Origin of the sequence: uncultured Bradyrhizobium sp. (assembly GCF_964252615.1) — a bacterium.
Lineage (GTDB): Bacteria > Pseudomonadota > Alphaproteobacteria > Rhizobiales > Xanthobacteraceae > Bradyrhizobium.
In genome coordinates this window covers 16,448-40,783 of record NZ_CAXUNQ010000034.1, presented here as the reverse complement: position 1 = coordinate 40,783, position 24,336 = coordinate 16,448, and the positions used below count along the sequence as shown (strand labels likewise).

Below are 24,336 nucleotides of genomic sequence, written 5' to 3'. Positions count from 1 at the left end.
TCCTCGTCAACAGAATGCCTATCGGGGAGAAACATATGCCGGCACTTCTGGGCGCGGGCGAGCACCGCTACCGCGTGGTCGAGAACTGGGCCAGGCTGCCGGAGGGGTGGAATCTCACCGACGTCGCCTCGGTTGCGGTCGACTCCAAGGACCGGGTCTATTTGTTCAATCGCGGCAGCCACCCGATGGTGGTGCTGGACCGCGAAGGAAATTTCATCTAAAGCTGGGGCGAAGGGCTGTTCAACCGGGCCCATGGCCTGCACATCGACGCCGACGACAACTTCTATTGCACCGATGACGGCGACCATACGGTGCGCAAATGCTCGTCCGACGGCAAGGTGCTGCTGACGATCGGTATCCCGAACCGGCCTAAGCCGTTCATGAGCGGCGAACCGTTCCACCGCTGCACCCACACCGCGCTGTCACCGGCGGGTGACATCTATGTATCGGATGGTTACGGCAATGCCTGCGTGCACAAATACACGCCGGATGGCAGGCTGATCAAAACCTGGGGCGAGCCGGGCAGCGATCCCGGCCAGTTCAACATCGTGCACAACATCGCCACCGACGCGGACGGCTTCGTCTATGTGGCCGACCGCGAGAACCACCGCGTCCAGGTGTTCGACGGCAACGGCAAATACGAGACGCAGTGGAACAACCTGCACCGTCCCTGCGCGCTGCATTGCTGCGGCGGCACGCAGCCGAACTTCGTGATCGGCGAACTCGGGCCCGGCATGGCCGTCAATAGCCAAGTGCCGAATCTCGGCCCGCGTCTGAGCATCGTGGACTTCCAGGGCAAGCGCATCGCGCGGCTCGGCGGCGAGAACGGCCCTGGCGTCGAACCCGGCAAATTCCTGGCGCCGCACGGCATCGCGCTGGATTCCCGCGGCGACATCTATGTCGGCGAAGTCGGCGTCACCGACTGGAAGACCAGTTTTCCGGATATGCCGATGCCACCTGAGGTGGCAGTAACGCGCTGCCTGCAGAAACTGGAACGCGTCTAGCAGGCCGGCTTGCCGGCTTCTTCACGCTTGTCGGCGCGGTTGATCGCGGGCACACTTGTCGGATTGAAGACAATTCGACGGGAATGCCATGCAACGCCGGCTGGCAGCAATTCTGGCTGCGGATGTGGTTGGGTACAGCCGCCTGATGGGCGCCGATGAGATGGGGACGCTTACCTCTCTCAAGTCGCATCGCCGCGATCTGATCGATTCGACCATCGCCGAGCATCGCGGCCGCATCGTCAAGACAACCGGCGACGGCATGCTGGTGGAATTCGCCAGCGTGGTCGACGCCGTAAGCTGCGCGGTGCACATTCAGCGCGCGATGGTCCGGCGCAACGCCGGGGTATCCGGCGACAAGCAGATCGTGTACCGGATCGGCATCAATCTCGGCGATATCATCATCGACGGCGGCGATATCTTCGGCGACGGCGTCAATATCGCCGCGCGCCTGGAAACGCTGTGCGAACCCGGCGGCGTCTGCATCTCGAGGGCGGCCAACGACCAGATCAGGGACAAGCTGTCGGTCGCCTTCTCCGATCTCGGCGAGCAGGCCGTGAAGAATATCTCGCGGGCGGTGGGCGTGTTCGGAATTACGGCGAGGGATATCGAGGCCCTGCCCGACTCGGTCGCGGCGACGCCTTCGCAAACAGTTGAGGCCGCCGCCACGCCGTACGAACAGGAAATCCGTTTCTGCCAGAGCAAGGACGGCGTGCAACTGGCTTACGCGCGAACCGGCCAGGGTCCTGCGCTGGTCAAGACGGGCCACTGGATGACCCATCTCGAATATGATTTCGAGAGCCCGATCTGGCGGGATTTCTACCATGAGCTATCGCGTGATCACGCTTTCTATCGCTACGACGCGCGCGGCAACGGGCTGTCGGATCGCGAGATACCCGACGTCAAATTTGAAAATTTCGTGGACGACCTCGAAGCCGTCGTCGATGCGGCCGGCATCGAGCGCTTCGCCCTGCTCGGCATCTCGCAAGGCTGTGCGGTTTCGATCGCCTACGCGGTGCGGCATCCGAAGCGCGTTTCCCGTCTGATTCTGCATGGCGGATTTGCCGTCGGCTGGAAGAAGCGTGCCCGGACCGACGCCGACAAGCAGGCCGGCGAAGCCATGGTCACCCTGATGCGGCTGGGATGGGGGCAAGAGAACCCGGCATTCCGCCAGATGTTCACATCGCAATTTATTCCTGGCGCCAGCAAGGAACAGGCCGACTGGTTCAACGAGTTTCAGCGGATCTGCTGTTCGGCCGCCGACGCCGCGCGCAATCTTCTGGCCAATGGCGAAGCGGATGTGAGCGGGCTGCTGTCGCAGGTCAAGGTGCCGACGCTGGTCATGCACGCCCGTCATGACGCCAGGGTACCGTTCGAATCCGGCCGGCGGCTCGCCGCCGGCATTCCCGGAGCCCGCTTCGTCCCGCTGGAGAGCGAAAACCACATCATGCTCGAAGGCGAACCGGCGCTGGCGCGGTTCCTCGAGGAGATGAAAGCTTTCATCGGGCCGGGGCACTGACCTGAACGCGCCTGCGCAGGATAACCTGCCGACGCTCTTCACAATCCCGCCGCGCTGCCTGTAGTATATGGTCTGGCGCTGCTTCGCAGCTCATGGAGGCTCGCGCGTGAACGCGCACGTTTCGCAGGGCGGTTGGCCGGTACTGGTATTGAATGCGGACTTCCGGCCGCTGAGTTACTATCCGCTATCGCTCTGGTCGTGGCAGGACGCGATCAAGGCGGTATTTCTCGATCGCGTCAACATCGTCGAGCATTACGACCGGGCCGTGCGCAGCCCCTCGTTCGAAATCCAGTTGCCGAGCGTGGTGTCGCTGAAGTCCTTTGTCAGGCCGTCGACGCATCCGGCCTTCACCCGGTTCAACGTGTTCCTGCGCGACCGCTTCGCCTGCCAGTATTGCTCCGCCGCCGACGATCTCACCTTCGATCACATCCTGCCGCGCTCCAAGGGCGGCCAGACCACCTGGGAAAATGTCGTCGCGGCGTGTTCTCCCTGCAACCTGCGCAAGGGCAACCTGACGCCGCAGCAGGCACGGATGTTTCCAAAACAGGCGCCGTTCGCGCCGACGGTGCATCAACTGCATCGCAACGGCCGGCTGTTCCCGCCAAACTATCTGCACGACAGCTGGCTCGATTATTTGTACTGGGATACCGAATTGGAGCCGTGAGTCCAACGCGCGTCTCTGCATTCAGCTTCCGGCTAGACCTGCCCCTTTGCTCTTCCTATGGTTGCGGATTGTGAGGTTGCGATCCAATGCATATTGCAGGAGTCAAAAATGCGATTTTCAGAAACCGCCGATTCGACCGAAACCACGACCTCCACCCCCGTTGATTGCGAGAAAGATCCGATCGCCTCGCTGACGCAAATGTTCGTCGGGATGGTTCAGGCAGGCCGCATCAGGCAGGGACAGTGTCCCGCCTTGCGGCCGGTATTTCTCAAGCCGCACGGCGTCGTCCACGGAACGTTCAGGATCCGTCCCGATCTGCCGGCCGATCTCAAGGTCGGCCTGTTTGCGGGATCGGAATATCCGGCCTGGGTGCGGTTTTCTTCGGATACGCTGCCGACCATCAGCGACTTCAAGACCACCGTGGGCGTGGGCATCAAGCTGTTCGGCGTGCCCGGGCCGAAGATTTTCGGACGGCCCGACGACACTACCGCCGATTTCATTCTGCAGAATTTCGACGTGTTCTTCGTCGACACCGCCAAGGACATGTGCGCCTTCACCCGCGCCGGCGTCGTCGAGCACGACTATGATTCGTATCTGAAGGCGCATCCCGAAACCAACGATCTTCTCAACGAGATGTCCCACCCGGTCGCAAGTGCGCTGGGGATCGATTACTGGAGCTGCGTGCCATTCGCTTTCGGGCCGCGCTTCGTCAAATACAAGCTCGAACCCGAGATCCGGATCGATCCGCCGATCGAGGCGCCCGCCGATCCAACCTATCTCGCCGCCGATCTGGAACGGCGGCTGAAGACCGGCGAAATCCGATTCCGTTTCATGGTCCAGTTCGGCGACGGGTCGGCGGATTTCCCCTTGGACAAGGCAAGCGTGCGCTGGGATGAAACCGTCAGTGTCCCCATCCACGTCGCCGACCTGATCCTTGGCCAGCAGGACGTCGCGGCCAGAGGCCAGGCCGGCTATGGCGAAAATCTCTCCTGGAACATCTGGCGCGTGACCAAGGAGCACGAGCCGCAGGGCTCGATCGCTCTGGCGCGCCGGGCCGTCTATGCCGCGTCGGCTCAGGCGCGCCACGACGTCAACGGCATTCCGGCGGCCGAGCCCGACCAGCCGAAGCCTGCGCTCGATCTTCCGGATTGCGTCGACGGCGTCGTGGTCCGCGCCGCCATTCATCCGGCGATCGGCGTCGCCCGGATCGGAGACAGCCCGACGGAATTCTTCGTCGGGCCTGAGGTCGTCGCACCCCTCGCCCATACCCCGGACTTTTATCGCGATCCCGTGAGCGGCGCCTTGAAACGGCAGGCGGCGCGCTTCCGCATCTACGGCTACAATGCCGGCGGCAAGGTGGTCGGAGAACTGACGCCGGACAATGCCGACATTCGCTGGACCGTTCATCTCGCCAACCGAAAAGCCCAGTGGTACGAATTTCAGGCGGCGCTCGATATTCCCGAAGCCGCTACGCTGTCGGTTCCGCGCCGCAATCCCGCCATCCACGGCGCGAGCCGGCAGACGCTGGTAATCGATCCCGGCCCGCGCAGCATCGCCGGCAAATCCGTCACCGATCGCGCCGGTCACGTGTTCGACACCGGGACGTTTAAAGGCACGCCGGTGACGCTCGGCGAACTTCAGACCGACGACCTCGGGCGCCTGCTGGTGCTCGGCGGCCTTGGCAAATCCGCGTCGCCTTCGGGCGCACCGGTTTATGACCCCGCCAATCCGAATTCATTCAACAATGCGGCGGACTGGTATGACGACATATCCGATGGCCCGGTCACCGCCGCCGTTTCGATCGATGGACGCGCGATACCGGTGGAAGGCGCCTGGGTGGCGGTCGCGCCGCCGAATTATGCGCCCGACATTATCGGATGGCGCCCGCTGTACGATCTTCTGGTCGATGTCTATGTCCAATGCGGCTGGCTGCCGATGCCGGCAACCGTGTCGTTCAAGGACGACATTCTGCCCGTGCTGCAGCGGCTGTCCGGTCTGCAGTGGGTAAACAAGGGATTCGCGACCCTGTTCGGGCGCGGCTGTCCGATGGATTTCGACAATCCCGACTTCATCGCCAAGCTCGGCCGCAAGCCCGATCCGGCCACCAGGTCCGATCCCTATGCGGAATTACGGCAGGTCATCTTCAACAGTTTCCGCCCGTCTTTTCCAAGGGTGGACGAGCCGCCATTGTGGCCGCATCCATGGCCATGGATCTACGGCGACTCCTACGGATCCTTTGCAACGGATGCGCCCGACAACTATCTGCATCTTCCGTCGGTGAAAGAGGTTGCGCTGAGACGCTGGGTCGCGGGCGATTTTATCGACGATTGGACGCCGGCAGCCGCGCCCGCGCGCACCAGGCTCGAGAACTTCCCGCTGGACGAACGGCCCGCGATGCTCGACCGGGCGGCGCTGACCTATTGTCTCGCCGACGCTTTTCATCCCGGCTGCGAAATGACCTGGCCGATGCGCCATGCCAGCATGTACGAAAAGCCGTTTCGCATTCGTCATCGCCGGGAAGGCGAGCCGGACCCCGACTATGGCGACACCCTCGACCAGCAGACCGCGCTGAAGCCCGGCGGTCCGCTGTACGCCCAGGGTCCCGGCGACATTACGCGCTGGATGGCGCTTCCCTGGCAGGGGGATTCGGCGTTCTGCCGCTCCGGATACGACACCGCCTATGATCCTTATGTGCCGACGTTCTGGCCGGCACGGGTTCCAAACCAGGTGCTGACCGAGGAGGACTACCAAACCGTCATCAATACCGCGCTTCCACGCGAGCAACGGATCGCGGCGTTCAATCATCGTCCGGACTGGGAGCGGGCCATCCTCAAGGGCTCGGTCGCCGAAGTGATGGCGAAAATGATCGCGCATTTCGGCGCGATGGGAATCGTCGAGCAGCGGCCGGGCATCGAGGGAGATCCCGACTTTCCGCCGATCATGTTCGTCGAATCATTGGCCGCCAGCAAACTTCACACCGAATCTGTGAGAATCAGCCGGGCGCTCGCCCGCCCTTCCGAACCCCTCAGCCGGACCGCGCGTGCAGGCTGGGAAAGCGAGGAGCAGCTCCAGGAAGCCCGGAACGTGCGGATCCGGCCGCTGCAACGATGATGCACGACGTGCTGGTCGCCGGCGCCGGACCGGCGGGCGCCGTGGCCGCAACGCTGCTTGCCCGCCGCGGGCTTCGGGTCGTCCTGGCCGACGGCGTCGATCCGGCGCGGCACAAGATCGGCGAGCATCTGGCGGCTGCGGCGGTAAACTTGCTGCACAGGCTTCGGATCGACTTCCGGCCGGACCGGCACGTGCGGGTCGGCGGCGTTCTGTCATCCTGGGGATCGGACCAGTTGATCGCGATCGATTCGATCAACGATCCGCAAGGCCCCGGTCTGCTGCTCGATCGAACCGCATTCGATGCGGCGCTCAGGGCGAATGCCATCGCCGCCGGCGCCGAATTTCGCTCCGCGAATGTGGTGCGGGTCAGCCGGGGCGCCGGCTGGAACGCACTACTGCGCGACGGCTCCGCCGTCTCGGCGCGATGGCTTGTCGATGCCACCGGCCGCCGTGCGTTGCTGGCGAAACATCTGGGCATCGCGCGCCGGCGCGACGCGCGCGTGGCGGCGGTGTATCGGGTCGGCGCCAACGATGGTCCGCGGCTCGACCGCACCATGATCGAGGCCACTCCGCACGGATGGTGGTATGCGGCGCACCTGCCGGACGGCAGATCGATCGCAGGCTTTCATCTGGCGATCGACGATGCGCCGGGTTTCGCCAAACAGCCGGACGCATGGTCGCATGCGTTGAACGAGACGATCCACATCAGGACGCGATTTCCGCCCGCGCGCTTTGCGACGCGGCTCGCTCCGATCGAGGCCGGCGGGGCATGTCTCGCCCGGTTCTCGGGTGAAGGCTGGCTCGCCTGCGGCGACGCCGCTCTCTCGTTCGATCCGGTGTCGGGGCAAGGCATGCTTGCCGCTATTCACCACGGCGCGCTTGCCAGCGACTGCATCGCCGAGGCGCTCGATGGCGAAACCGCGGCGCTCGATGAATATTCCGGCCGCCTCGACCACCTCCGCAAGGTTTATTCCCGACGTCATCGCGAAGTGTATCTGCGAGAGCGCCGATGGCGATCGATGCCGTTCTGGTCGTCCTGCATCCGGCCGCTCGAACAGATCGCCTGACCGGACGAAGGATTTCATGCGCCTGACGCAATCCGCGAGTTTCGCAACGCCGCATCCTGAGATAGGATTGCGACGAATGAAGCAGGTAGCCGGCCCGCCCGCTTGCGAGATCACGATGTCTTTTGTCGAAGCCAATGCCGAATACGAAACCTGGCTGAAAGAACAGTGCGACGTCGTCGACAAGGACCTCGCGGCGAAGCACGAACGGATGAAAGACAGCCCTTTCATGTTCCTGCGGGCGACCTATTTCCGCTGGGCTAAAAGCATCCCGACCCTCTGTCCCGAACTGGCGGATGCTCCGGAAGTCCTGGCCGTCGGCGACCTGCATCTGGAAAATTTCGGCACCTGGCGCGATGCCGACGGGCGCTTGGTCTGGGGCGTCAACGACTTCGACGAAGCGGCCGTGATGCCCTACGTGCTCGATCTGGTGCGCCTTGCCACCAGCATCCGGCTGGCGCCCGACCGCTCGGTGCCCAACACGAAGGTCGCGCACATCCTGATCGCCGGTTATCGCGAGGGGCTTCAGCTGCCGCAACCGGCACTGCTCGACGAAGGCGAGACCTGGTTGCGCTCCTATGCCATCGGCACCGACCTGGAGACCGGAAAATTCTGGAAGAACATCGACAAAGCCAAGAAATATCCGCTGATCGACGGCAAGGCGGGCGGCAAGCCGCCGCGCGATGTCATGCAGCTCCTGAAGGCTAGCCTGCCAACGGGAGCGACCGGCATCCGCTATCGACGGCGGATTGCCGGCGGCGGCAGCCTGGGGCGCCCGCGCTACGTCGCGATCGCCGACTGGCGCGGCGGACGGGTGATGCGCGAAGCCAAGGCACTCGTCCCCTCGGCCTGGACCTGTGTGCATGGCGCGCAGCCATCGGGCTTCCTGAAACTGGCGCGAGGCCAGTATCGCGCGCCGGATCCGTTCCTCGATGTCCAGGACGGGTGGATCCTCCGCCGCCTTGCTCCCGACTCCCGCAAGATCGAGCTTGATGAGGATGCCGCCACGCATCTGAAGGACTATCTGCTGCAGGCGATGGCTTTCGACCTTGCCTCGATTCATGCCGCGGGCTCGGCCGGTGTCGAGGCGCTGCGGCGCGACCTGAAGAAACGGCCGCGCGACTGGCTGTTCAACGCAGCCAAGACCGCCGCAGATTCGGTGAGGAAGGACTACGAGGAGTGGCGCTACGCGCCGCGCAAGTAATCGCATCGCCGGTCGATCGACAAGACGGAGAGTTCAGATGTCCAGGCCATCCCTTCGCAGCCTTGCGTTCGCCGCGTCTGCCGCGGGCACGCTGATCGCCCCGCAGGCCGCCCCGGCGGCCTCCACGACGGCATGTACCGCGCTCAACATCTGTTATTGCATCAATGCGGACAACAAGGCCGCGATCGAGGCCAATATCGCTCGCATCCGCCAGATGCTGGCCGACGAGCGCGGCCGCGGCAGATCGATCGGCTATATGAGCATTCCGCTCTCGCCCGCCGGCGGCGGCTATTTCCCGATCAACCAGGAGATCGCCCGGCAGTCCAAGGACAGGATCGAGAAACGCTTCGGCGCATCCTCCGCATGGATGCTCGATCCCGGTGCCGCCGGAAACCTGCCGGCGGGCGCCACCGGCGCCGACTACATGTACATGTGGACGACAATACTCGAGGGCCCGCGCGGCATGGGCGAGGATTTCGACTTCTTTTACTTCGTCGGACCGACGGATTTCGGACGCTTCTTCGCGCTCTCCGGCGAAGGCGACTTCACCACGATCGAAGCCTATTTCGACAGCCGCGCCGCCACCGATCCAGAATTCAAGAAGGCGGTGGATCAGGGCAAGCTGACGAAGTTCGGCTTCCGCAATTATTACGGGCTGAAGGCGTCGGTCGCCTTCAGCTACGGCTCCCATGACGAATGGAATATCGCGCGTCTGCTCAACGAGCGGCGGCGCGGCGCCGCCGACTTCGGCATCGCCAACCAGTTGCCGGTGCTATTCGACGGCCAGCCGGTAAACCCCGGCAGCTACGAGGCTTCCACCGCAAGCGGCGACGTCGGCAGGTGCATCAATTGAGGGGGACCGGGCAGGCCCCGGCCATGACGACCTGGGCCAGGCCTGACAGGGTCAGCTCCGCCATCGCCGGGCTTGTCCCTACCCTATGCACACCTCTCGGCCGTCATTGCCGGGCTTGACCCGGCAATCCATCCGCTTCGAAACGACTCTTTCGAAGATGGATGGATACGCGGTTGAAGCCCGCGTATGACCAGATGTGAATCCGGTAGGGCTTGTCCTGGCCATCCACGTCTTTCTTGCTTGCGCACCGTCGCCTTTCGCCAAAGACCTGATCGGGCTTGCCGAACGTTGTCTTTTGATCCGCACAGACATAATCTCGTCGGAATTTGTCTTCAGATACAAAGCACTTAGCGAACAACGGGGGCGTTGGTCAAAGCGGTACTGAACCGCAGCGGGACTCTCATCATGGCTTCCGATAATGCCGTTGCACCGCCGTCCGTGTCGCGCATTCCCGCTTCCTTGCTGTTGTCGAACGGCGTCGCGCGGCTCGAAGTCACCCTGAAGCTCACGACCGCGATCCTGGCGCTGGCGGCCGGTGTCTACACCTATCTTGGCGTCCGCGAACTGCTCAACGGCAGTCCGACCACGGTGTTCTTCGCAGCCGTGATCTATTCGGTCGCGGTATCCGTGGGCATCTACGCGTTCTGGGTGTTCCTGATGCAGTTCATGCCCCATGTCGTGGGCCGCACCGGCCGCGGCCTGATGGCCGGCTGCATGCTGCTCGGCTCGCTGATGATCGTGGCGATGTCGTCCTGGCTCAACGCCTCGGCGCTGGCGGGCGCCGCCGCGATCCAGCAGCATCTTGCCATCACCGTGCAGAACTATACCCGCGATCTCGACACCGCCAACAGCAACGCCATCGCAGCCCAAGGTCTGTTGCCTGACATCCAGCTCGCGTCGTCGCGCTTTGCAAAACTGGCCGATGCGGAGCGCGCGGGATCGCTGACCGGCACGGCGGGCTCCGGCACCGTGGTCCAGCTTCTGACGCAGATGTCCGGACAGCTCGACAGTCTCGGTCAGGAGGTGCAGGCCTCGGGCAAGCGCGTCTCGGCGCTGTTCGAGCAGGGCGGCAAGAATCTGGCGAAGATGCGCGAGCTTATCTCCGACCGCGGACCGATCGCAACGCGCAGCGACGCGTTCGCCACCGAATCGCTGGCGCTGATGGGCGTGATCGCCAATCTGCAGCAGACGTCCGTAGCACCGGCGGTAAAGCGCGCCGCGGCTTCGCTGTCGTCAGGCTTCATCGCGCCGGCCGCGGGCGGACGCAGCTCCGATCTCGCGGATCGTCAGACTGCGGTTGTGGGCAAGGTGGAAAGCTCGATCGCGGCGCAGGCGGCGTCACTGTCGGAGGCCGCGGAGAAAATCCTCGCAACGCCGCGCGTCGAGCCGGCGCGCTTTCAGGCGATGTCCCCGGCCGAGGCGGTGCTGCGCTACGCCGGCGATTTCATCCCGAGCTGGGCCGGCGCGATCTCGATCGACCTGATGCCGGCGGTGCTGGTGCTGATCCTCTGCGTGGTGCATGCCGCGATCCGGCGCGAGGGACTTCCCGCCGTCAGCGCATCGAACATGACCGCGGGCGAACTGGTCGCGGCCTTGCGGATGGCGCGCGAGGTCGAAGAGGCGCGGCGGATGGTGCCCGGCGAAGCCGCGCCTGGGAGCGGGCCGGCGATCGAGCCGGCCGCAGCCGTGGACGAAAACGTCACCTCGCTGTCATCGGCGCGGCATATCAAGTAGGCGCGCGTCATGCAGCAATCCGTCACGATGTCGCAACGGTTCTACAACTGGCTGTCGGACAATCCCGACCAACAGGTGCTGCGCTGGATTTTCCGCAGCGTTGTTGCCGTGACGGTCGCGACGCTCGCCGCCGACCTTGCCACCACCAACGGATGGACCGGCAGCCCCGATCCCACACAGACCCCGGCGGAGACGGTCCAGCCTGGTTTCGATCTGCCAATGCCGTCGATTCTCGCCCCGCTGATGCCCGGCGGCGACAAACGACTGGCGCCGCTGCCGCAGCCGGATGGCGCGATGGCCAAGCCGATGACGTTCGAACTGACGGGCGGCGGCAGGCTGACGGCGACCGGCACCATCACGCCGGGCATATCGGAAGCGTTCGCGGCAGAGATCGCAAAGCGTGGCGATTACATCAAGACCGTGGTGCTGAATTCACCGGGCGGTTCGGTAACCGATGCGCTGGCGATGGGCCGGCTCATCCGCGCGAAAAAATTCGCCACCGAAGTCGAGGCGGGGAAATATTGCGCGTCATCCTGTCCGCTGCTGTTTGCGGGCGGGGTCGAGCGCCGGGCAGGAGACAAGGCCGCGATCGGCGTGCATCAGGTGGCTGCAATCGGTTCGGCCGGCGCTGCGCCGCGGGACGAGATGGACGTGGCGCAACGCATCTCGGCACGATGCCAGCGCTATCTCGGCGACATGGGCATCAACCTGCAGGTCTGGGTGCATGCCATGGAGACGCCGCATGACAGACTGTTCATCTTCAAGCCCGATGAACTGCAGGCCTTGAACATCGTGACGACCGGCGCGTCGCCCGCTGCAAGCCCGGCGCAAACTGCACCCGCACTGCCATCGCCCGCGCCTAAAGTGCGTTCGTAATACGACCGGCATCCCGAGGTGCCCGCCGCGTGCCCGCTCCGGCTCCGGCAGACATCGGAACCATCTTCAGCCGATCACGTTGTCAGCCGTCATCGGAGTCTCCTCATGCGTGTTTTTCTCGGAATGATTTTGGGTGCGCTGCTGTTGATCGTGGGCGTTTACATTCGCGATTCGATGGCGACCTCGACCGTTGGCAGTGGCCAGGTCACGCAGGCCGGCCGAACCATCGTCAATTGGGACGTGGCGGCGACCGACTGGAATGCGTTGAAAGCACGCGCCCAGGATGACTGGATCAAGCTATCGTCGAAGTGATGATACATCCGTAGGCGTGTCGAGCACAGCCCGCCTTCTCGGTTGTGCGGTGGGTTCCGCTGCGCTTCAACATATTATTTCTTCGCCGCTGCCTTCCTTGCGTCGGCGATGGCCTGATCGAACTGCGCCATGGTCAGCGCGCCGGGAACGCGGAATTTTCCGATGATGAACGCCGGAGTACCCCTGAAACCGAACGCGGTGGCCTGATCGTTATTGCGCGCCAGAATAGCGTCGATCGCTGCGGCGTTGCTGTCGCGGTCCCTGGCTGCGCGGTCGACATCGATGCCGGCGCCGGCCAGCAGTTCGCGGATGCGCGGTTCGGTCAGTCTTGAGGCAGTGGCCATCAGCGCGTCGTGAGCGGCCACGTATCTGTCCTGGTATTTTGTCGCCAGCGCCATTCGCGCCGCGGCAATAGAAATCGGCCCCAGCACCGGCCAATCCTTGTACACCAGCTTTACCTTGCCGTCGTCCTGCACCACCTGCCGCAGCTCGGGTTCGAGTTTGCGGCAATACGGGCAGTTGAAATCGAAATATTCAACGATGGTGATATCGCCATCAACGTTCCCCGCTGCCGGAATATCGGGATCGCGCAATACGGCGCTTTCATTCAGCACATTGCCGCCGTCCTCCTTGCCAAGCGCCGATCCCGGCGCGATGTCGATGCCAAGCATGACGGCGCCCAGCCCCATCACGCCGAGCATTTCGCGCCGCGTCGGGCTGGCAGGCGGCCGATACGGATCAAAAAATGGTTGCATGGCTGGCCTCCGGGGGGCTGATAGGGAATATCAACCCTCAAGATAGGGACAAGTTGCGCGCCAGCATATACAGCGCCACCGCAATAATGACCACCGCAAACACAATGTTGAGCGCGCCGCGGCGGTTTGCCAAACGCTGTGCGGCGCGGGTGCCGATCAATCCGCCGGCGATACCGCCGGCGACAAACAATCCCGCGAGGTTCCAGGAAATCAGCCCGGAATAAGCGTAGCTGGCCGCGGTTGTCATCCCGAAAGCGGTGACGGCGACCAGTGACGAACTGATCGCATTCATGATCGGCATGCCTGTTGCCAGCATCAGGGCCGGCACGATCAAAAATCCGCCGCCGATGCCGAAGAAGCCGGCCAGCGTCCCGGTCCAAAGTCCAAGCGAGACCACCGCAGGCGTATTGGTCCAGCTCATCCGCGCATCGGCAAGACCGACCCGCGATCGCGTCTTCAGCATCAGAACGGCGATTGCCAGCATCAGCAGCGCGAACAGCGCCAGCAGTTTCTGGCCGTCGACCATCTTGCCGGCAATCGACCCGACGAAGGCTCCCGCGACGCCGGCAGCGGCGAATGTCAGCGCGCACGACCATCGCACGGTGCCCCCTCGGGCATGGTTCGACAGATTGACCGCAGCGTTGGCGGCGACGGCCACCGCGCTGGTCCCGATCGCCACATGCGCGTCGGGCACACCGACCACATAAACCATCAGCGGCACCGCCAGGATCGATCCGCCGCCGCCAACCAGACCGAGCGAAAATCCGACCAGCATCCCCGATGCCAGCCCCAACATGCCCTGGATCATGGAGATCATCAATGCGGAGGTGCCTCCCTGGCCGGCGCGAGCGTGGAGCAGCGTCAGCCTATAGCTCCATGACGCCGGGATCAATTCAGCGCACCAGCAGGGTCACCGTGAGCGGCACCAGCAGCGAGGTCACCAGCGCGTTGAGACTCATGGCGATGCCCGCAAACACGCCCGCGACCGCATCGACCTGGAAGGCGCGCGCCGTGCCGATGCCGTGCGATGCAAGCCCGGCCGCGAAACCGCGCGCGCGAAAATCTGTAATTCCCATCCGGTTCATCAGCGGCGTGACGATGATCGCTCCCATGATGCCGGTAAACACCACCGCAACCGCGGTCAGCGACGGATCGGCGCCGAGTGATTCGCTGACACCCATGGCAACGCCTGCCGTCACCGATTTAGGCGCGAGCGACAACACCACGGTGCGCGGCAGACCCGCAGCCTGCGCCAGCACTACCACGGAGACGATTGCGGTGGCGCAGCCCGCCACCAGCGCGGCCAGCATCGGCAGGACCGCCGCGGCCACCACCTTGCGGTTTTCATACAACGGCACCGCGAGCGCCACGGTCGCGGGCCCCAGCAGGAAATGCACGAACTGCGCTCCGCCGAAATAGGTGGTGTAGGAGGTGCCTGTCAGCATCAGGAACGCTGCGATGATCCACATCGCATGCAGCACGGGATTGGCGAGCGGATTGCGCTGCGTCGCCTGCGATACCGCATCGGTGAGGGCATAGACCAGCAGCGTCACCGTCAGCCACAGCAGCGGGGTCTGCGACAGATAAACCCAAAGCGCGAACGGAGCGCCGCTCATGGCGCGCCCGGCTTTCGCGCCATCAGCCGGCTCGCGATCAGGAACGTTGCCACCGTCACCAGCAGGGTGATGACGACGGAGAGCGCGAGCACGGCGGTGACGGCCAGGCCATGCTCGGCAACCAGATCGAGCTTCTGCACCACGCCGACGCCGGCCGGAACGAACAACAGCGAGAGATGCGCAAGCATGTTCTTTGCGACGGTTTCGACGCGGTCCGGCCGCAACGGTCCGCGCGACAGCGCCGCGAAGCGATCACGTGCCAGTAAAAGCAACAGCAGCATCACGAGGCCGATCACCGGGCCCGGCATCGGCAGCGCAAGCCCGCGCACCACTATCTCGCCCGCGAGTTGGCACAACAATAGGAGGCTGAGGCTAGCGATCATGAAAGCACCGGGCGGCAAGCTCCCGCATCAGGGTGCCGATGCGGACGGTTGTCAATCGTCCGGCGTGGCGTAGCGGCAGCATTATCCGCGCCGCGGCAGCGCCATCAAGGTCCCGGTCATGGTCGCGATCAGGCTTTCCACGCCGTCGTGTTCGGCGAATGCCTGCGCGTCGCACACCGTCAGCGTACGGCCGGGCTTGACGACATGCGCGCGAAACACAAATCGATTGCCACGCGCCGGCGCCAGCAGATTGGTCTTGAACTCGACGGTCAGAACGTCGCAATCCGCCGGCATCAATGTGAAGGCTGCGATACCGCAGGCGGTGTCGAGTCCCGCTGTGATGACGCCGGCATGCACGAAGCCGTTGTGCTGGGTCAAGGCCTGCGAATACGGCATCGCGAGGTCCACCTCGCCGGCCTCAAGCCGGGCGACCGAGATACCGAGCGTCCGCATCGCCTGCTGCCGGTCGAACGTCGCGTGCGCGGCGGCACCATAGTCGGGATTTTTCGGTTCGAAGCGCGGCATGGTCCGCCTCACGTCTCAGAGAGTTCGAAAAGATGATCGCAATCCTGCGGCACGCCGACGCGGCCCACACATCTCGTCATACGCGGGCTTGACCCCTGTATCCATCCGTCTTCGGAAGATGTCGTTTCGAAGCGGATGGATTGCCGGATCAAGCCCGGCAATGACGGCCGAGATGTGCGCATCCGTGGATGCCCGGCACAAGGCCGGGCATGACGACGGGCTGGTCGCAGCGCTCAGGCTGCACCTTTCAGCTTTTTGGTGCACTCGCTGTAATAGCCGCCACCCTTCTGGATCCATTTCAACCCACCATTGGCATTGCTGGCCTTGTTGGCGTTGTACTGGTCGACGCAGGTATGCATGCGGGCCTTGCCTTCGGTCTCCTTCGAATATTTCGAATCCACCGCTTTCGGGAAAACCGCATCGCCCATCGGCACCGGCGCAGCGGAGCCTGCCGCCGGTTTTGGCGCCGCGGCCGGCTTGGCTTCCACTGCCTTCGGTGCCGGCACGGCCGGAGCCGCGGGCGTCGCGGCCGCATCCGTTCCGCATTCGGCCTTGCGGAAGTCATTCCATTTCTGGCCGTTGAGCGTGCCGGCGGTTTGCGCCGCCTTATATTTCGCACTGCATTCCTGCATCGTCAGCGCCTGGGCCGGCATCGCCGCGAGCATGGCGAAACCCGACGCCGCCAGCGTGCACACTACTTTAGCGCGAGTGATCATTTTTGTTCTCCTGAACAGTTGGTAGATTGGAGATCGCCATCCTAGCGCGCCGGCAGCACGTGACAACGCGGCGATCCATTGCCCGGCCAAATAATTGTGATGGCAAAACCGTCGTGCGTGCCGCTTCGTTCACCCACGGTTCAGTCGGGCGCCGCGACGGTGCAACGCTTCCAACCCGAGGTGCTGCCATGATGACTTTTGCTACCCGCGCCGCTGCGGCTGCCGTCACATCCTTGCTGCTCATGAGTCCGGCGTTCGCGCAAACGACCACGCCCGCGACCCCTGCGCCGGCGGCGAAAACCGCGCCGGTGTCGAAAGCAATGCCTGCGGAGAAGAAGGCCGAGAAGCCGCGCACCGCGGCGTCCTTGCAATGCTCCAAGGAGGCCGACGCCAAGAGCCTGCACGGCAAGGAGCGCAAGAAATTCATGTCCGAGTGCAAGAAGGCCGCGGCTGACAAGTCGATGTGATCTTCGCCGCGGTCCGTAGCACCGGGAATTGGAAAAGAGGCGGCAGCGCGCAACGCTGCCGTCGTTTCAACGCATTTGTCCCCGGCCCCGGCTTTTGCCATAAGGCGATGTGTCCCTGGTCCCTGCATCAATGGCGTCGGCCTTTCCCAGCCGCACGACGATCCTCAACGTGCTTGAGACGCTGCTGATCGGCAGTGCCGGCGGCCTGCTTTTCCTGTGGGCCGAGCTGCCGGGCGGATTGATCTCCGGCGCGATGATTGCGGTGGCCGGCGCGGGCCTTGCCGGACGGCCGCTTGGCCTGCCGCAGCCGATTGCGCACGTCATCCTGATGACGCTCGGGCTGTCGCTGGGTTCGATGGTCTCGCCGGTGATGATCAGGAATCTCAGCGCCTATCCTATCACCATCGCGCTGCTTGCCGCAGCGACGTTCTGCGCCACCTTCGCAAGCAGCTTTTACCTGCAACGAATCCACGGCTGGGACCGCACCTCGGCGCTGTTAGCCGGAAGCCCCGGCGCGCTCTCGCAGGTCATCATGCTGGCGACCGAGCGCGACGCCGACGTCGCCGGCATCGCGGTGGTGCAGATCATGCGGGTGATCATCCTGACGGCCGCGGTGCCGTTGCTGCTGGCCGCCGTCGGCGTGTCGGGCCACGGTGCGCTGCCGTCGCGCGGCCCCTCTGCGACGCCGGTCGCGCTGGCCGAATTGGCGGCGGTCGCGGTCGCGGCGGCGCTGTTGCTGCGCTGGTTGAATTTTCCCGCGAGCTGGATGTTCGGCGCCATGCTCGGCTCTTCGGTGATGCATGGCGCCGGCTGGGTCGAAGGCGGCGTGCCGCAATGGGCCTATCTCACCGCGCTGATCGGGATCGGTATCCTGATCGGATGCCGCTTCGGCAAGATCAGCCCGCGCACAATCCTCAGCCACATCGCGGCGTCGCTCGGCTCGTTCGGCGTGGCGATTGCCATTTCCGCGGTGTTCGTCGCCGCCATTGCCCTGATCACGCACGTGAAATTCGGCGACATCGTCGTCGCTTTCGCACCGGGTGCGATGGATGCGATGCTGGCGCTGGCGCTGACGCTGCATGTCGATCCGGTGTTCGTCGGCGCGCATCATCTGTCGCGCTTCATCTTCGTCTCGATCGCGACGCCGGGCATCGTGCACCTGTACGGAAGAGCTCAGGACGATCTGGACGACTAGCGTGGCTGCATCGTTCTCGCGATTCCCCACCCCGCCAGCGCCGCCATCGCCAGCGAGATCAGCACGTTGTAGCCTGCCAGCGACAGCCCGAGAAACCGCCACTGCACCTCGTCGCAGCGGATCACCTTGACCCTGTCGAGATTGTCGAACAGGCTGCCGGCCTGGCCTGGATCGAATGCCGATCCGGTGCATTCGGTCGGACCCGGCCAAAAGCCCCATTCGACGCCGGCGTGAAAGCCGCCGAGCCAGGCATTGGCGAGCGCCGCGAGCGCGAGAAGCGCGAGGCCGGCAATCAGCACGCCGCGCGGCGCATCCCTTGCCGCCGCGAACGCCAGCAGCGCGCCGAGCGGGATCGCCAGATAATAGGCATAGCGCTGCTCGAGGCAGAGCGGACACGGCCGGATGTCCAGCACCAGCTGGAAGAACCACGCGCCGGCCAGGGTCAGCGCGGCAACCATTGCTATCCCCAGCGCCGCCGTCAGCGCCGGGCTGGTTTCGCGCGCGTGCAACGGCTTTACGGCAGCGTCCAGCGTCACGTCATCACCCTCCGGTCGAGAGCGTCCTATCCCGGGCCTATCGGCCTGTCGAGGCCGGATCAATCACACTGGAGTGTTTGGAATCGCCCTCTGCGCATTGGAGCAGCCTTCCAGCGCCGTCCGCCGCGGGTTGACCAGAAGTCGCCGCCCGCTATATTCCGCCGGCTTCGTCGCCTTAGCCTCCAGGGCCAAACGCGACGACAAGCCCCTGTGGCGGAATTGGTAGACGCGCTCGACTCAAAATCGAGTTCCGCAAGGAGTGCTGGTTCGATTCCGGCCAGGGGCACCAGAAGCGCGACGACCTTCGAGGCCGAATTGCAACGGGCATGCTGGCCGATATCGGACTTGTGTTGTTCGCGAATTCGCCGATGGACGTTAACTGCGCAATGCAGATGTCGCTCGATCTGAGGGCGATGACCTTTTCATCTGCCGCCAGGTCGCGGGCGCGCTCGCTTTGGAACAGGACAGCCGTCAGGTTATTTTGGAAGCAGGCGATATAATGCTTCTCGAACCGCTCCCGGCACCAGCCGGGTGGAGAGCAGCGTTATCGATGGAGTGAGGGATATTCGAGTTAAGGTCAGCTCTCTCGGACCTTACATTGAGCCACAGGAGCAAAAGAAAAATATTCGAGCGGGGATACAGAGGCAAATATGCTCAGCGCGCACCACACCTGGGACTGGCATCAGCAGCGAAAGATCTCTTGAAGAGCATTCCGCGGGACCATCATTGTATCGCAGCAAGCAGAAGTCTATCCGGGGGACCGGACGCCCTATTCCAAACCGAGTTCGAAATCATTGTCCCGGTCGCGGCTGCTTAGAAGGCGGCCGGCAGCATCACCGGTAACTCAGATTACAGGTGCGAGTAGAACTTTGGGTTCATGTCAAAAAGGCCGTAGTATAACGTTAGGGGACAGATGCGCGGTGCCGGCCAGGGGCACCAGAACGACTGTTCGCAAATCTCAAATCAACGACGCCACCGACCCCAGCCCGATGATATGCGCCAGCGAGCGGACTTCACGTTTCTGGTCTTCGCGCAGCTGGAACAGGAGTGGCATCGCTACCGATTTGAGCTGCTGTACCTCCGCCCACTCCGGATCGATCGGCGCGCCGGTGACGGAGGGATTGGCCTGACGGGCCGCGTGGATCTTTCGCGCAATGGCGCGCAGCGCGCTTTCCACCCCGGGCCAGTGCTGCTCCTGCGCGGGCGACAGTTTCAGCCGTTCCTTGATGCCGGCGATCTGGACGTCGCTGAGCAATGCATAGGTTTTTTGCACCGCCGGTTTTGCCGCGGCCTTCGGCTTGTCGGCGGGAGGAATCGACGACGGAGCTGCGATCTTCGGAGGCTGGGGACTGAACGGGCTGTCGGATGCGAAAGCCTGCCGCAGCTGCTCGGGCATTTGTTGAGAGCTATCTCTGGCCGGCGGCGGCGCCACCGCCAACTTGTCCTTCTTGCCTTCGCGGTTCGCAAACGGTCCCTGGGCCACGGCCGGCAGGATCTCCGAGCTTGCCGCCGGCTCACCGTCACGGCCGAGGATGCTGGCCAAGGCCGCGCCGGCGACCAGAAAACACACCAGCGTCAGGATGGTCATCGTTCTCGTCAAGCAGGGCTCCGTTTCGGCCGGCAAACCGCCATCAGCCTTCCTCACAAATGGACATTAATTAAGGCTTAACCATGCCGTCGAAGGCGACGGTTGACAAGGTGACCCGGCGTTTTTCAGGCCGCCGCGGCCAGATCGTAGGCGGCCTGGATGTCGGAGACAATATCGGAGGCCTCCCACAACGCGTCCGGCGTTACGGACTGCATGCTGACGGTCCAGTTGCCCTTGGCTGTCCGGGGCATGCCGACGATGTCGAATTGTACGTTGCGGCAGAGCCGATGCCGCCCGAAGGCCGCAGCCACCCTGGCTTGAAGCTCATGGATGGTGGCCGGGGTTTTTTTGAAAAAAACATCGCGATCCATGCCGTATTCCCTCCCACCGAGGTCCGGGGCGCTTCGGGCGGCCGCGGCAAGCGGCGCGTAGGGCGATTGTAGGAACGGAACTGGTTAACGAAGGGTTAACGGCGAACTGCCGGATCGGGACGGCCGCGGGGGGCAGGCGGTGTCCGTGCAAGGAGCTAAGCGACGAAGCAATCCGGTCCGGCTTTTGCCGCCCTCCGGATTGCTTTCGCTTTGCCCGCAATGACCCTAGTCACCCCAGCAATTGATCGAGCCGGTCGCGGAGCTGGTCCTGATGATAAGGCTTTGCCAGCCGCGGCAGATCGAGTTGCGCGCCTTCGGGTAGATCGGCGTAACCCGTAGCGAGCAGGATCGGCAGCGACGGACGCACTTCGCGCGAGGCGGCGGCGAGCTCGATCCCGGTCATCCCCGGCATGACATGATCCGTCATCATCAGGTCGATCGGCTGGTCGCTGCGGATGATATCAAGCGCGTGCGGGCCGGAATTGGCGCCGATCACCCGGTGACCCAGATCTTCCAGCATCTCCATGGTCGACATCGCAATCAGCGGATCGTCATCGACATACAGAATCACCGCGGAACGGTTGATCTTCGGAACCACCTGAGCCGGGCTTTCAACCTCCGGCGCCGAAGTTGCGATCGGCAGGATCAGCATCGCCGCGGTGCCTTTGCCGACCGTACTGGAAAGCTGCAATGCTCCACCAAGCTGCACCGCAAGGCCGTGCACCATCGACAGGCCCAGGCCGGTGCCCTTCCCCAGCGGCTTTGACGAGAAGAACGGTTCGATCGCCTTCTTCAATATGTCGGCGGTCATGCCGTTGCCGGTATCGATGACGGAGACTTTCAAATAGCTGCCCGGTTGCAGCGTCGCCTCGCCGCTGGAGCGATATTCTGCAACCTTGATGTCAATGGACCCGCCGTCAGGCATAGCGTCACGCGCGTTGATGGCAAGATTGAGAATCGCAAGCTCGAGTTGATTGGCGTCGATGCGCGCCGGCGGCAGATTCTTCGGAATATCCATCCGCAGCACGATACGCGGTCCGAGCGAGCGTTCCAGCAGATCGATCATGCCCTCTACCAGCCCGCCGAGATCGACCGGCACGGCCTTCAAATCCTGCTGCCGGGCAAACGCGAGCAGCCGCTGCGTCAGCGACGCGCCGCGCTCGGCGCCCTGCAGCGCGCCGTCGATCAGCCGGTGCAGCCGCGGGTCGTCCGGAACGCGCTTTCGCAAAAGATCGAGATTGCCCATCACCGCCATCAAGAGATTGTTGAAGTCATGGGCCACGCCGCCGGTCAGCTGGCCGATGGTTTCCATCTTCTGCGCCTGCCGCAATTGCTCCTGCGCCTTTTCGCGCGCCGCTACTTCCTTCATCAGTTCAGCGGTGCGCTGCTCGACGCGCTGTTCGAGCGTTGCGGTCAATTCCGCCAGCGCGGTGCGCTCCGAGGCCAGTTGCGCCAGCAAATTCTCGCGCTCGATTTCAGACGTCTTGCGCGCGGTGATGTCGGTAGACACGCCGACCAGCGACTTGATGCTGCCATCGGGCTTGCGCACCGCGCGGGCGCGCTCATTGACCCAATGCACCGAACCGTCGGGCCAGATGTTGCGATATTCGAGGCTGTAGTCCTTGCCGGTCTTGATCGAAAGGTCCAGCGCGTGCTGGCGCCGGGCGCGATCGTCCGGATGAATCGCCGCCGTCAGATCAGAATATGAAAATGGATCTTCCGCCCTGCGGCCGTAAAACGTCTTGCAGATGTCGGAAGCTTCCAGTTCGAACTGCGGCAGATGCAGTTCCAGCGCGCCGAGATTGCCGGCATTGAGCGCGGTCTGCAGCAGGCCTTCGCTTTCGGTCAGATCCGCAAGGATGGCGCGGGTCTGATACTGGCGGCGCCGGCCCCTGACTGCCGATCCGACGATGCTCACCAGCGTGGTGGGATGAAACGGGCGTTCGATAAAAGTGACGTTGCCGAGCGCCTGCCCGAGCCGCGCGGCGTCGGGATTGCGCTCGGGCCCGCCGCCCTGATGCGTCAGCAGCACGATCGGAAAATCCGACCATGACGGCTGGTCGTTCAGCCAGGTCACCAGGCCGCGCAGATCGGCAGTCTTGATCGCCTCGTCGGCAATCACCGCCAGGCCCGCGCCGCCCTCGATCTCGTCGATCAGCGCGGCAAGGTCGATTGTTACGTTGGCGTAGAAACCGGCCTCCCGGATCAGCGCCGCGGCGACCGCAGCGTCGCGTCCCGTCGGCGCGAGGATGATGGCACGTTCGGACGACGAACCGTGCTTCACAGAAACTGCTCTTCCAATAACGGCTTGCCTTCACCGACATAGATGGGAACGCCGCGCAGGATTCCCTGGAAGCCGTCGAGCGGGCCGCCGATGGTGAGGCCACGGCCGTCGATCCGGTATTCGCGGATCGTCGATTCATGCGCCCCGGTGCGCTTCTTGATCACGGATATGGCGCGCCGGACGGCGCCCAGCGCCTCGAAATAACGCAGCAGGATGACGGTGTCGGCGAGATACGTTACGTCCACGGGCGCCTTCATGTCGCCAACCAGACCATGCTGGGCCACGGTCATGAAGGTCGCGGCACCGCGGCGGTTCAGGTATTGCAGCAGCTCGTGCATATGCAGGATCAGCGAATTCTCCTCCGGCATCGCGGCCTGATAGCCGTTGAGGCTGTCGATCACCACGGTCTTGATCTCGTCCTCGTCGACGTGCTTGCGGACACGATGGGCAAACTCGCCCGGCGACAATTCCGCGGCGTCGACCTGGTCGATGAAAAGCTTGCCGCTGCGCTGCAGATCTTCCAGATCGATGCCGAGGCCCTTCATGCGCGCGAATAACAGGCCGAGTTCTTCATCGAACACGAACAGCGCCGCCTTCTCGCCTCGGGCGATCGCGGCGACAATGAAGGCCATGACGGTGAGCGATTTACCGGTGCCGGCGGGACCGAGGATCAGCGTGCTCGAGCCGGCTTCGACGCCGCCGCCCAACAGCCTGTCCAGCGCCTCGATGCCGGTGGACACCGTGGTTCGCACGAAACTCGAGCGATATTCGGATGCCACTAGCCGTGGGAACACATTCAGGCCGCCGGTGGTGATGGTCATATCGTGGTAGCCGCCGCGGAATTTCACGCCGCGATATTTGATGATCCGCAGGCGGCGCCGCTCCGCGCCATAGGCCGGCGCCAGTTCCTCAAGCCGGAGCACGCCATGCGCCACGCTGTGTACCGTCTTGTCCGCGACGTCGGCGGTGAGGTCGTCGAGCAGCATCACCGTCGAGCCGAATTTTGCGAAATAATGTTTAATCGCCAGGATCTGCCGCCGATACCGCAACGAGCTCTGCGCCAGCAGCCTGATCTCGGACAGGCTGTCGAGCACGACCCGGCTCGGCCGGTGACGCTCGACTGCTTCGAAGATCTGCTTGGTGGTTTCACCGAGTTCGAGATCGGACGAATAGAGCAGGCTTTGCTGCTGTTCGGAGTCAAGCAGACTTTCGGGCGGCAGCAATTCGAACACCTCAATGCCCTCGCCCAGCGCCCAGCCATGAGAAGCGGCGCCTTCGCGCAATTCGCGCTCGGTTTCCGACAGCGTGATGTAGAGGCCTTTTTCGCCGGCGCGGGCGCCTTCAAGCAAAAATTGCAGCGCGATCGTGGTTTTTCCAGTACCTGGAGCGCCTTCGACCAGAAACACGTGACTGCGGGAAAATCCGCCTGACAGAATATTGTCCAGTCCCCAGATGCCGGTTTTCGCCTTACCGGCGCTCGGTTCAATTGCGTCCATACGACCCCCTTAACCCGAACCGAACACTCGTAATATCCAATGGTTCCCCGGCACGGGAACTATTTT

22 protein-coding genes, 1 tRNA gene and 1 pseudogene are annotated in these 24,336 nt (G+C 63.8%); 13 read left to right on the top strand and 11 right to left on the bottom strand.

Annotated features, from left to right (window positions below; translation table 11 throughout):
- The first annotated feature begins 35 nt into the window (after positions 1-35).
- The 10 genes and pseudogenes from ACFE72_RS16555 (at position 36) to ACFE72_RS16510 (ending at position 12,338) form a co-directional block, all read left to right on the top strand.
- Positions 36-1,004 (top strand): annotated as a pseudogene (locus ACFE72_RS16555) (peptidyl-alpha-hydroxyglycine alpha-amidating lyase family protein).
- Between the two features lie 88 nt (positions 1,005-1,092).
- Positions 1,093-2,520 carry an alpha/beta fold hydrolase gene (locus tag ACFE72_RS16550; RefSeq protein WP_375414200.1) on the top strand — a complete coding sequence of 476 codons (1,428 nt, stop codon included), beginning with the start codon at positions 1,093-1,095 and terminating at the stop codon, positions 2,518-2,520.
- Positions 2,521-2,626: 106 nt separating this feature from the next.
- Complete coding sequence (locus ACFE72_RS16545; protein WP_375414199.1) at positions 2,627-3,184, top strand: HNH endonuclease; 558 nt, start codon at positions 2,627-2,629, stop codon at positions 3,182-3,184.
- Positions 3,185-3,292: 108 nt separating this feature from the next.
- Complete coding sequence (locus ACFE72_RS16540) at positions 3,293-6,295, top strand: LodA/GoxA family CTQ-dependent oxidase (protein ID WP_375414198.1); 3,003 nt, start codon at positions 3,293-3,295, stop codon at positions 6,293-6,295.
- A complete protein-coding gene (locus tag ACFE72_RS16535) occupies positions 6,292-7,362 on the top strand; it encodes an NAD(P)/FAD-dependent oxidoreductase (RefSeq protein WP_375414197.1) in 1,071 nt (356 codons plus the stop codon). Before ACFE72_RS16540 ends, ACFE72_RS16535 begins: the two co-directional genes overlap by 4 nt.
- 76 nt (positions 7,363-7,438) lie before the next feature.
- A complete protein-coding gene (locus ACFE72_RS16530) occupies positions 7,439-8,563 on the top strand; it encodes a DUF2252 family protein (protein WP_375414196.1) in 1,125 nt (374 codons plus the stop codon).
- Positions 8,564-8,600: 37 nt separating this feature from the next.
- The gene (locus ACFE72_RS16525) at positions 8,601-9,416 is read left to right on the top strand and encodes a hypothetical protein (protein WP_375414195.1); all 816 of its coding nucleotides are present in this window, start codon (positions 8,601-8,603) and stop codon (positions 9,414-9,416) included.
- A 405-nt stretch (positions 9,417-9,821) separates the two neighbouring features.
- Positions 9,822-11,150: a hypothetical protein gene (locus ACFE72_RS16520; protein WP_375414194.1), complete on the top strand. Its 1,329-nt coding sequence runs from the start codon at positions 9,822-9,824 to the stop codon at positions 11,148-11,150.
- Positions 11,151-11,159: 9 nt separating this feature from the next.
- Complete coding sequence (locus ACFE72_RS16515) at positions 11,160-12,026, top strand: hypothetical protein (RefSeq protein WP_375414193.1); 867 nt, start codon at positions 11,160-11,162, stop codon at positions 12,024-12,026.
- Between the two features lie 105 nt (positions 12,027-12,131).
- Complete coding sequence (locus ACFE72_RS16510) at positions 12,132-12,338, top strand: hypothetical protein (protein WP_375414192.1); 207 nt, start codon at positions 12,132-12,134, stop codon at positions 12,336-12,338.
- A gap of 74 nt (positions 12,339-12,412) precedes the next feature.
- Here the strand turns inward: ACFE72_RS16510 and ACFE72_RS16505 are convergent, their stop codons facing one another.
- From ACFE72_RS16505 to ACFE72_RS16480, 6 genes are all read right to left on the bottom strand, one after another.
- Positions 12,413-13,093 (bottom strand): DsbA family protein, encoded by a 681-nt coding sequence (locus ACFE72_RS16505; protein WP_375414191.1) that lies wholly within the window; start codon positions 13,091-13,093, stop codon positions 12,413-12,415.
- A 37-nt stretch (positions 13,094-13,130) separates the two neighbouring features.
- On the bottom strand, positions 13,131-13,910 hold the full coding sequence (locus tag ACFE72_RS16500) for a sulfite exporter TauE/SafE family protein (protein WP_375414190.1): 780 nt from the start codon (positions 13,908-13,910) through the stop codon (positions 13,131-13,133).
- A 76-nt stretch (positions 13,911-13,986) separates the two neighbouring features.
- Entirely contained in the window at positions 13,987-14,709 is a 723-nt protein-coding gene (locus ACFE72_RS16495) for an LrgB family protein (RefSeq protein WP_375414189.1), read from the bottom strand.
- Complete coding sequence (locus tag ACFE72_RS16490) at positions 14,706-15,092, bottom strand: CidA/LrgA family protein (RefSeq protein WP_375414188.1); 387 nt, start codon at positions 15,090-15,092, stop codon at positions 14,706-14,708. The genes ACFE72_RS16495 and ACFE72_RS16490 overlap by 4 nt, the downstream gene beginning before the upstream one ends.
- A gap of 81 nt (positions 15,093-15,173) precedes the next feature.
- Complete coding sequence (locus ACFE72_RS16485) at positions 15,174-15,617, bottom strand: PaaI family thioesterase (protein ID WP_375414187.1); 444 nt, start codon at positions 15,615-15,617, stop codon at positions 15,174-15,176.
- A gap of 233 nt (positions 15,618-15,850) precedes the next feature.
- Positions 15,851-16,333, bottom strand: a complete 483-nt coding sequence (locus ACFE72_RS16480) for a hypothetical protein (protein ID WP_375414186.1) — start codon at positions 16,331-16,333, stop codon at positions 15,851-15,853.
- Positions 16,334-16,524: 191 nt separating this feature from the next.
- Here ACFE72_RS16480 and ACFE72_RS16475 point away from each other — a divergent pair, with 191 nt between their 5' ends.
- Together ACFE72_RS16475 and ACFE72_RS16470 are read left to right on the top strand one after the other, a co-directional pair.
- The gene (locus ACFE72_RS16475; RefSeq protein ID WP_375414213.1) at positions 16,525-16,800 is read left to right on the top strand and encodes a PsiF family protein; all 276 of its coding nucleotides are present in this window, start codon (positions 16,525-16,527) and stop codon (positions 16,798-16,800) included.
- Positions 16,801-16,909: 109 nt separating this feature from the next.
- Entirely contained in the window at positions 16,910-17,995 is a 1,086-nt protein-coding gene (locus ACFE72_RS16470; protein ID WP_375414185.1) for an AbrB family transcriptional regulator, read from the top strand.
- On the opposite strand, the gene ACFE72_RS16465 is transcribed toward ACFE72_RS16470, so the two are convergent.
- Positions 17,992-18,525: a disulfide bond formation protein B gene (locus ACFE72_RS16465; protein ID WP_375414212.1), complete on the bottom strand. Its 534-nt coding sequence runs from the start codon at positions 18,523-18,525 to the stop codon at positions 17,992-17,994. The genes ACFE72_RS16470 and ACFE72_RS16465 overlap by 4 nt on opposite strands.
- A gap of 210 nt (positions 18,526-18,735) precedes the next feature.
- Here ACFE72_RS16465 and ACFE72_RS16460 point away from each other — a divergent pair.
- Positions 18,736-18,820 (top strand) — tRNA-Leu (locus tag ACFE72_RS16460).
- 669 nt (positions 18,821-19,489) lie between these two features.
- Here the strand turns inward: ACFE72_RS16460 and ACFE72_RS16455 are convergent.
- The 4 genes from ACFE72_RS16455 to ACFE72_RS16440 all read right to left on the bottom strand — a co-directional run bounded on the left by ACFE72_RS16455 (position 19,490) and on the right by ACFE72_RS16440 (position 24,270).
- The gene (locus ACFE72_RS16455; RefSeq protein ID WP_375414184.1) at positions 19,490-20,131 is read right to left on the bottom strand and encodes a hypothetical protein; all 642 of its coding nucleotides are present in this window, start codon (positions 20,129-20,131) and stop codon (positions 19,490-19,492) included.
- Between the two features lie 113 nt (positions 20,132-20,244).
- Positions 20,245-20,490 carry a hypothetical protein gene (locus ACFE72_RS16450; protein WP_375414183.1) on the bottom strand — a complete coding sequence of 82 codons (246 nt, stop codon included), beginning with the start codon at positions 20,488-20,490 and terminating at the stop codon, positions 20,245-20,247.
- A 229-nt stretch (positions 20,491-20,719) separates the two neighbouring features.
- Positions 20,720-22,774: an ATP-binding protein gene (locus tag ACFE72_RS16445; protein WP_375414182.1), complete on the bottom strand. Its 2,055-nt coding sequence runs from the start codon at positions 22,772-22,774 to the stop codon at positions 20,720-20,722.
- Positions 22,771-24,270 (bottom strand): ATPase domain-containing protein, encoded by a 1,500-nt coding sequence (locus ACFE72_RS16440; RefSeq protein ID WP_375414181.1) that lies wholly within the window; start codon positions 24,268-24,270, stop codon positions 22,771-22,773. Before ACFE72_RS16440 ends, ACFE72_RS16445 begins: the two co-directional genes overlap by 4 nt.
- Between the last annotated feature and the right edge of the window lie 66 nt (positions 24,271-24,336).

Excerpts from the sequence above, each read along its gene's own strand:
- ACFE72_RS16550 (WP_375414200.1), top strand. The coding sequence starts at position 1,093 with ATGCAACGCCGGCTGGCAGCAATTCTGGCTGCGGATGTGGTTGGGTAC.
- ACFE72_RS16540 (WP_375414198.1), top strand. The coding sequence starts at position 3,293 with ATGCGATTTTCAGAAACCGCCGATTCGACCGAAACCACGACCTCCACC.
- ACFE72_RS16535 (WP_375414197.1), top strand. The coding sequence starts at position 6,292 with ATGATGCACGACGTGCTGGTCGCCGGCGCCGGACCGGCGGGCGCCGTG.
- ACFE72_RS16530 (WP_375414196.1), top strand. The coding sequence starts at position 7,439 with ATGAAGCAGGTAGCCGGCCCGCCCGCTTGCGAGATCACGATGTCTTTT.
- ACFE72_RS16525 (WP_375414195.1), top strand. The coding sequence starts at position 8,601 with ATGTCCAGGCCATCCCTTCGCAGCCTTGCGTTCGCCGCGTCTGCCGCG.
- ACFE72_RS16520 (WP_375414194.1), top strand. The coding sequence starts at position 9,822 with ATGGCTTCCGATAATGCCGTTGCACCGCCGTCCGTGTCGCGCATTCCC.
- ACFE72_RS16515 (WP_375414193.1), top strand. The coding sequence starts at position 11,160 with ATGCAGCAATCCGTCACGATGTCGCAACGGTTCTACAACTGGCTGTCG.
- ACFE72_RS16510 (WP_375414192.1), top strand. The coding sequence starts at position 12,132 with ATGCGTGTTTTTCTCGGAATGATTTTGGGTGCGCTGCTGTTGATCGTG.
- ACFE72_RS16505 (WP_375414191.1), bottom strand. The coding sequence starts at position 13,093 with ATGCAACCATTTTTTGATCCGTATCGGCCGCCTGCCAGCCCGACGCGG.
- ACFE72_RS16500 (WP_375414190.1), bottom strand. The coding sequence starts at position 13,910 with ATGATCTCCATGATCCAGGGCATGTTGGGGCTGGCATCGGGGATGCTG.
- ACFE72_RS16495 (WP_375414189.1), bottom strand. The coding sequence starts at position 14,709 with ATGAGCGGCGCTCCGTTCGCGCTTTGGGTTTATCTGTCGCAGACCCCG.
- ACFE72_RS16490 (WP_375414188.1), bottom strand. The coding sequence starts at position 15,092 with ATGATCGCTAGCCTCAGCCTCCTATTGTTGTGCCAACTCGCGGGCGAG.
- ACFE72_RS16485 (WP_375414187.1), bottom strand. The coding sequence starts at position 15,617 with ATGCCGCGCTTCGAACCGAAAAATCCCGACTATGGTGCCGCCGCGCAC.
- ACFE72_RS16480 (WP_375414186.1), bottom strand. The coding sequence starts at position 16,333 with ATGATCACTCGCGCTAAAGTAGTGTGCACGCTGGCGGCGTCGGGTTTC.
- ACFE72_RS16475 (WP_375414213.1), top strand. The coding sequence starts at position 16,525 with ATGACTTTTGCTACCCGCGCCGCTGCGGCTGCCGTCACATCCTTGCTG.
- ACFE72_RS16450 (WP_375414183.1), bottom strand. The coding sequence starts at position 20,490 with ATGGATCGCGATGTTTTTTTCAAAAAAACCCCGGCCACCATCCATGAG.
- ACFE72_RS16440 (WP_375414181.1), bottom strand. The coding sequence starts at position 24,270 with ATGGACGCAATTGAACCGAGCGCCGGTAAGGCGAAAACCGGCATCTGG.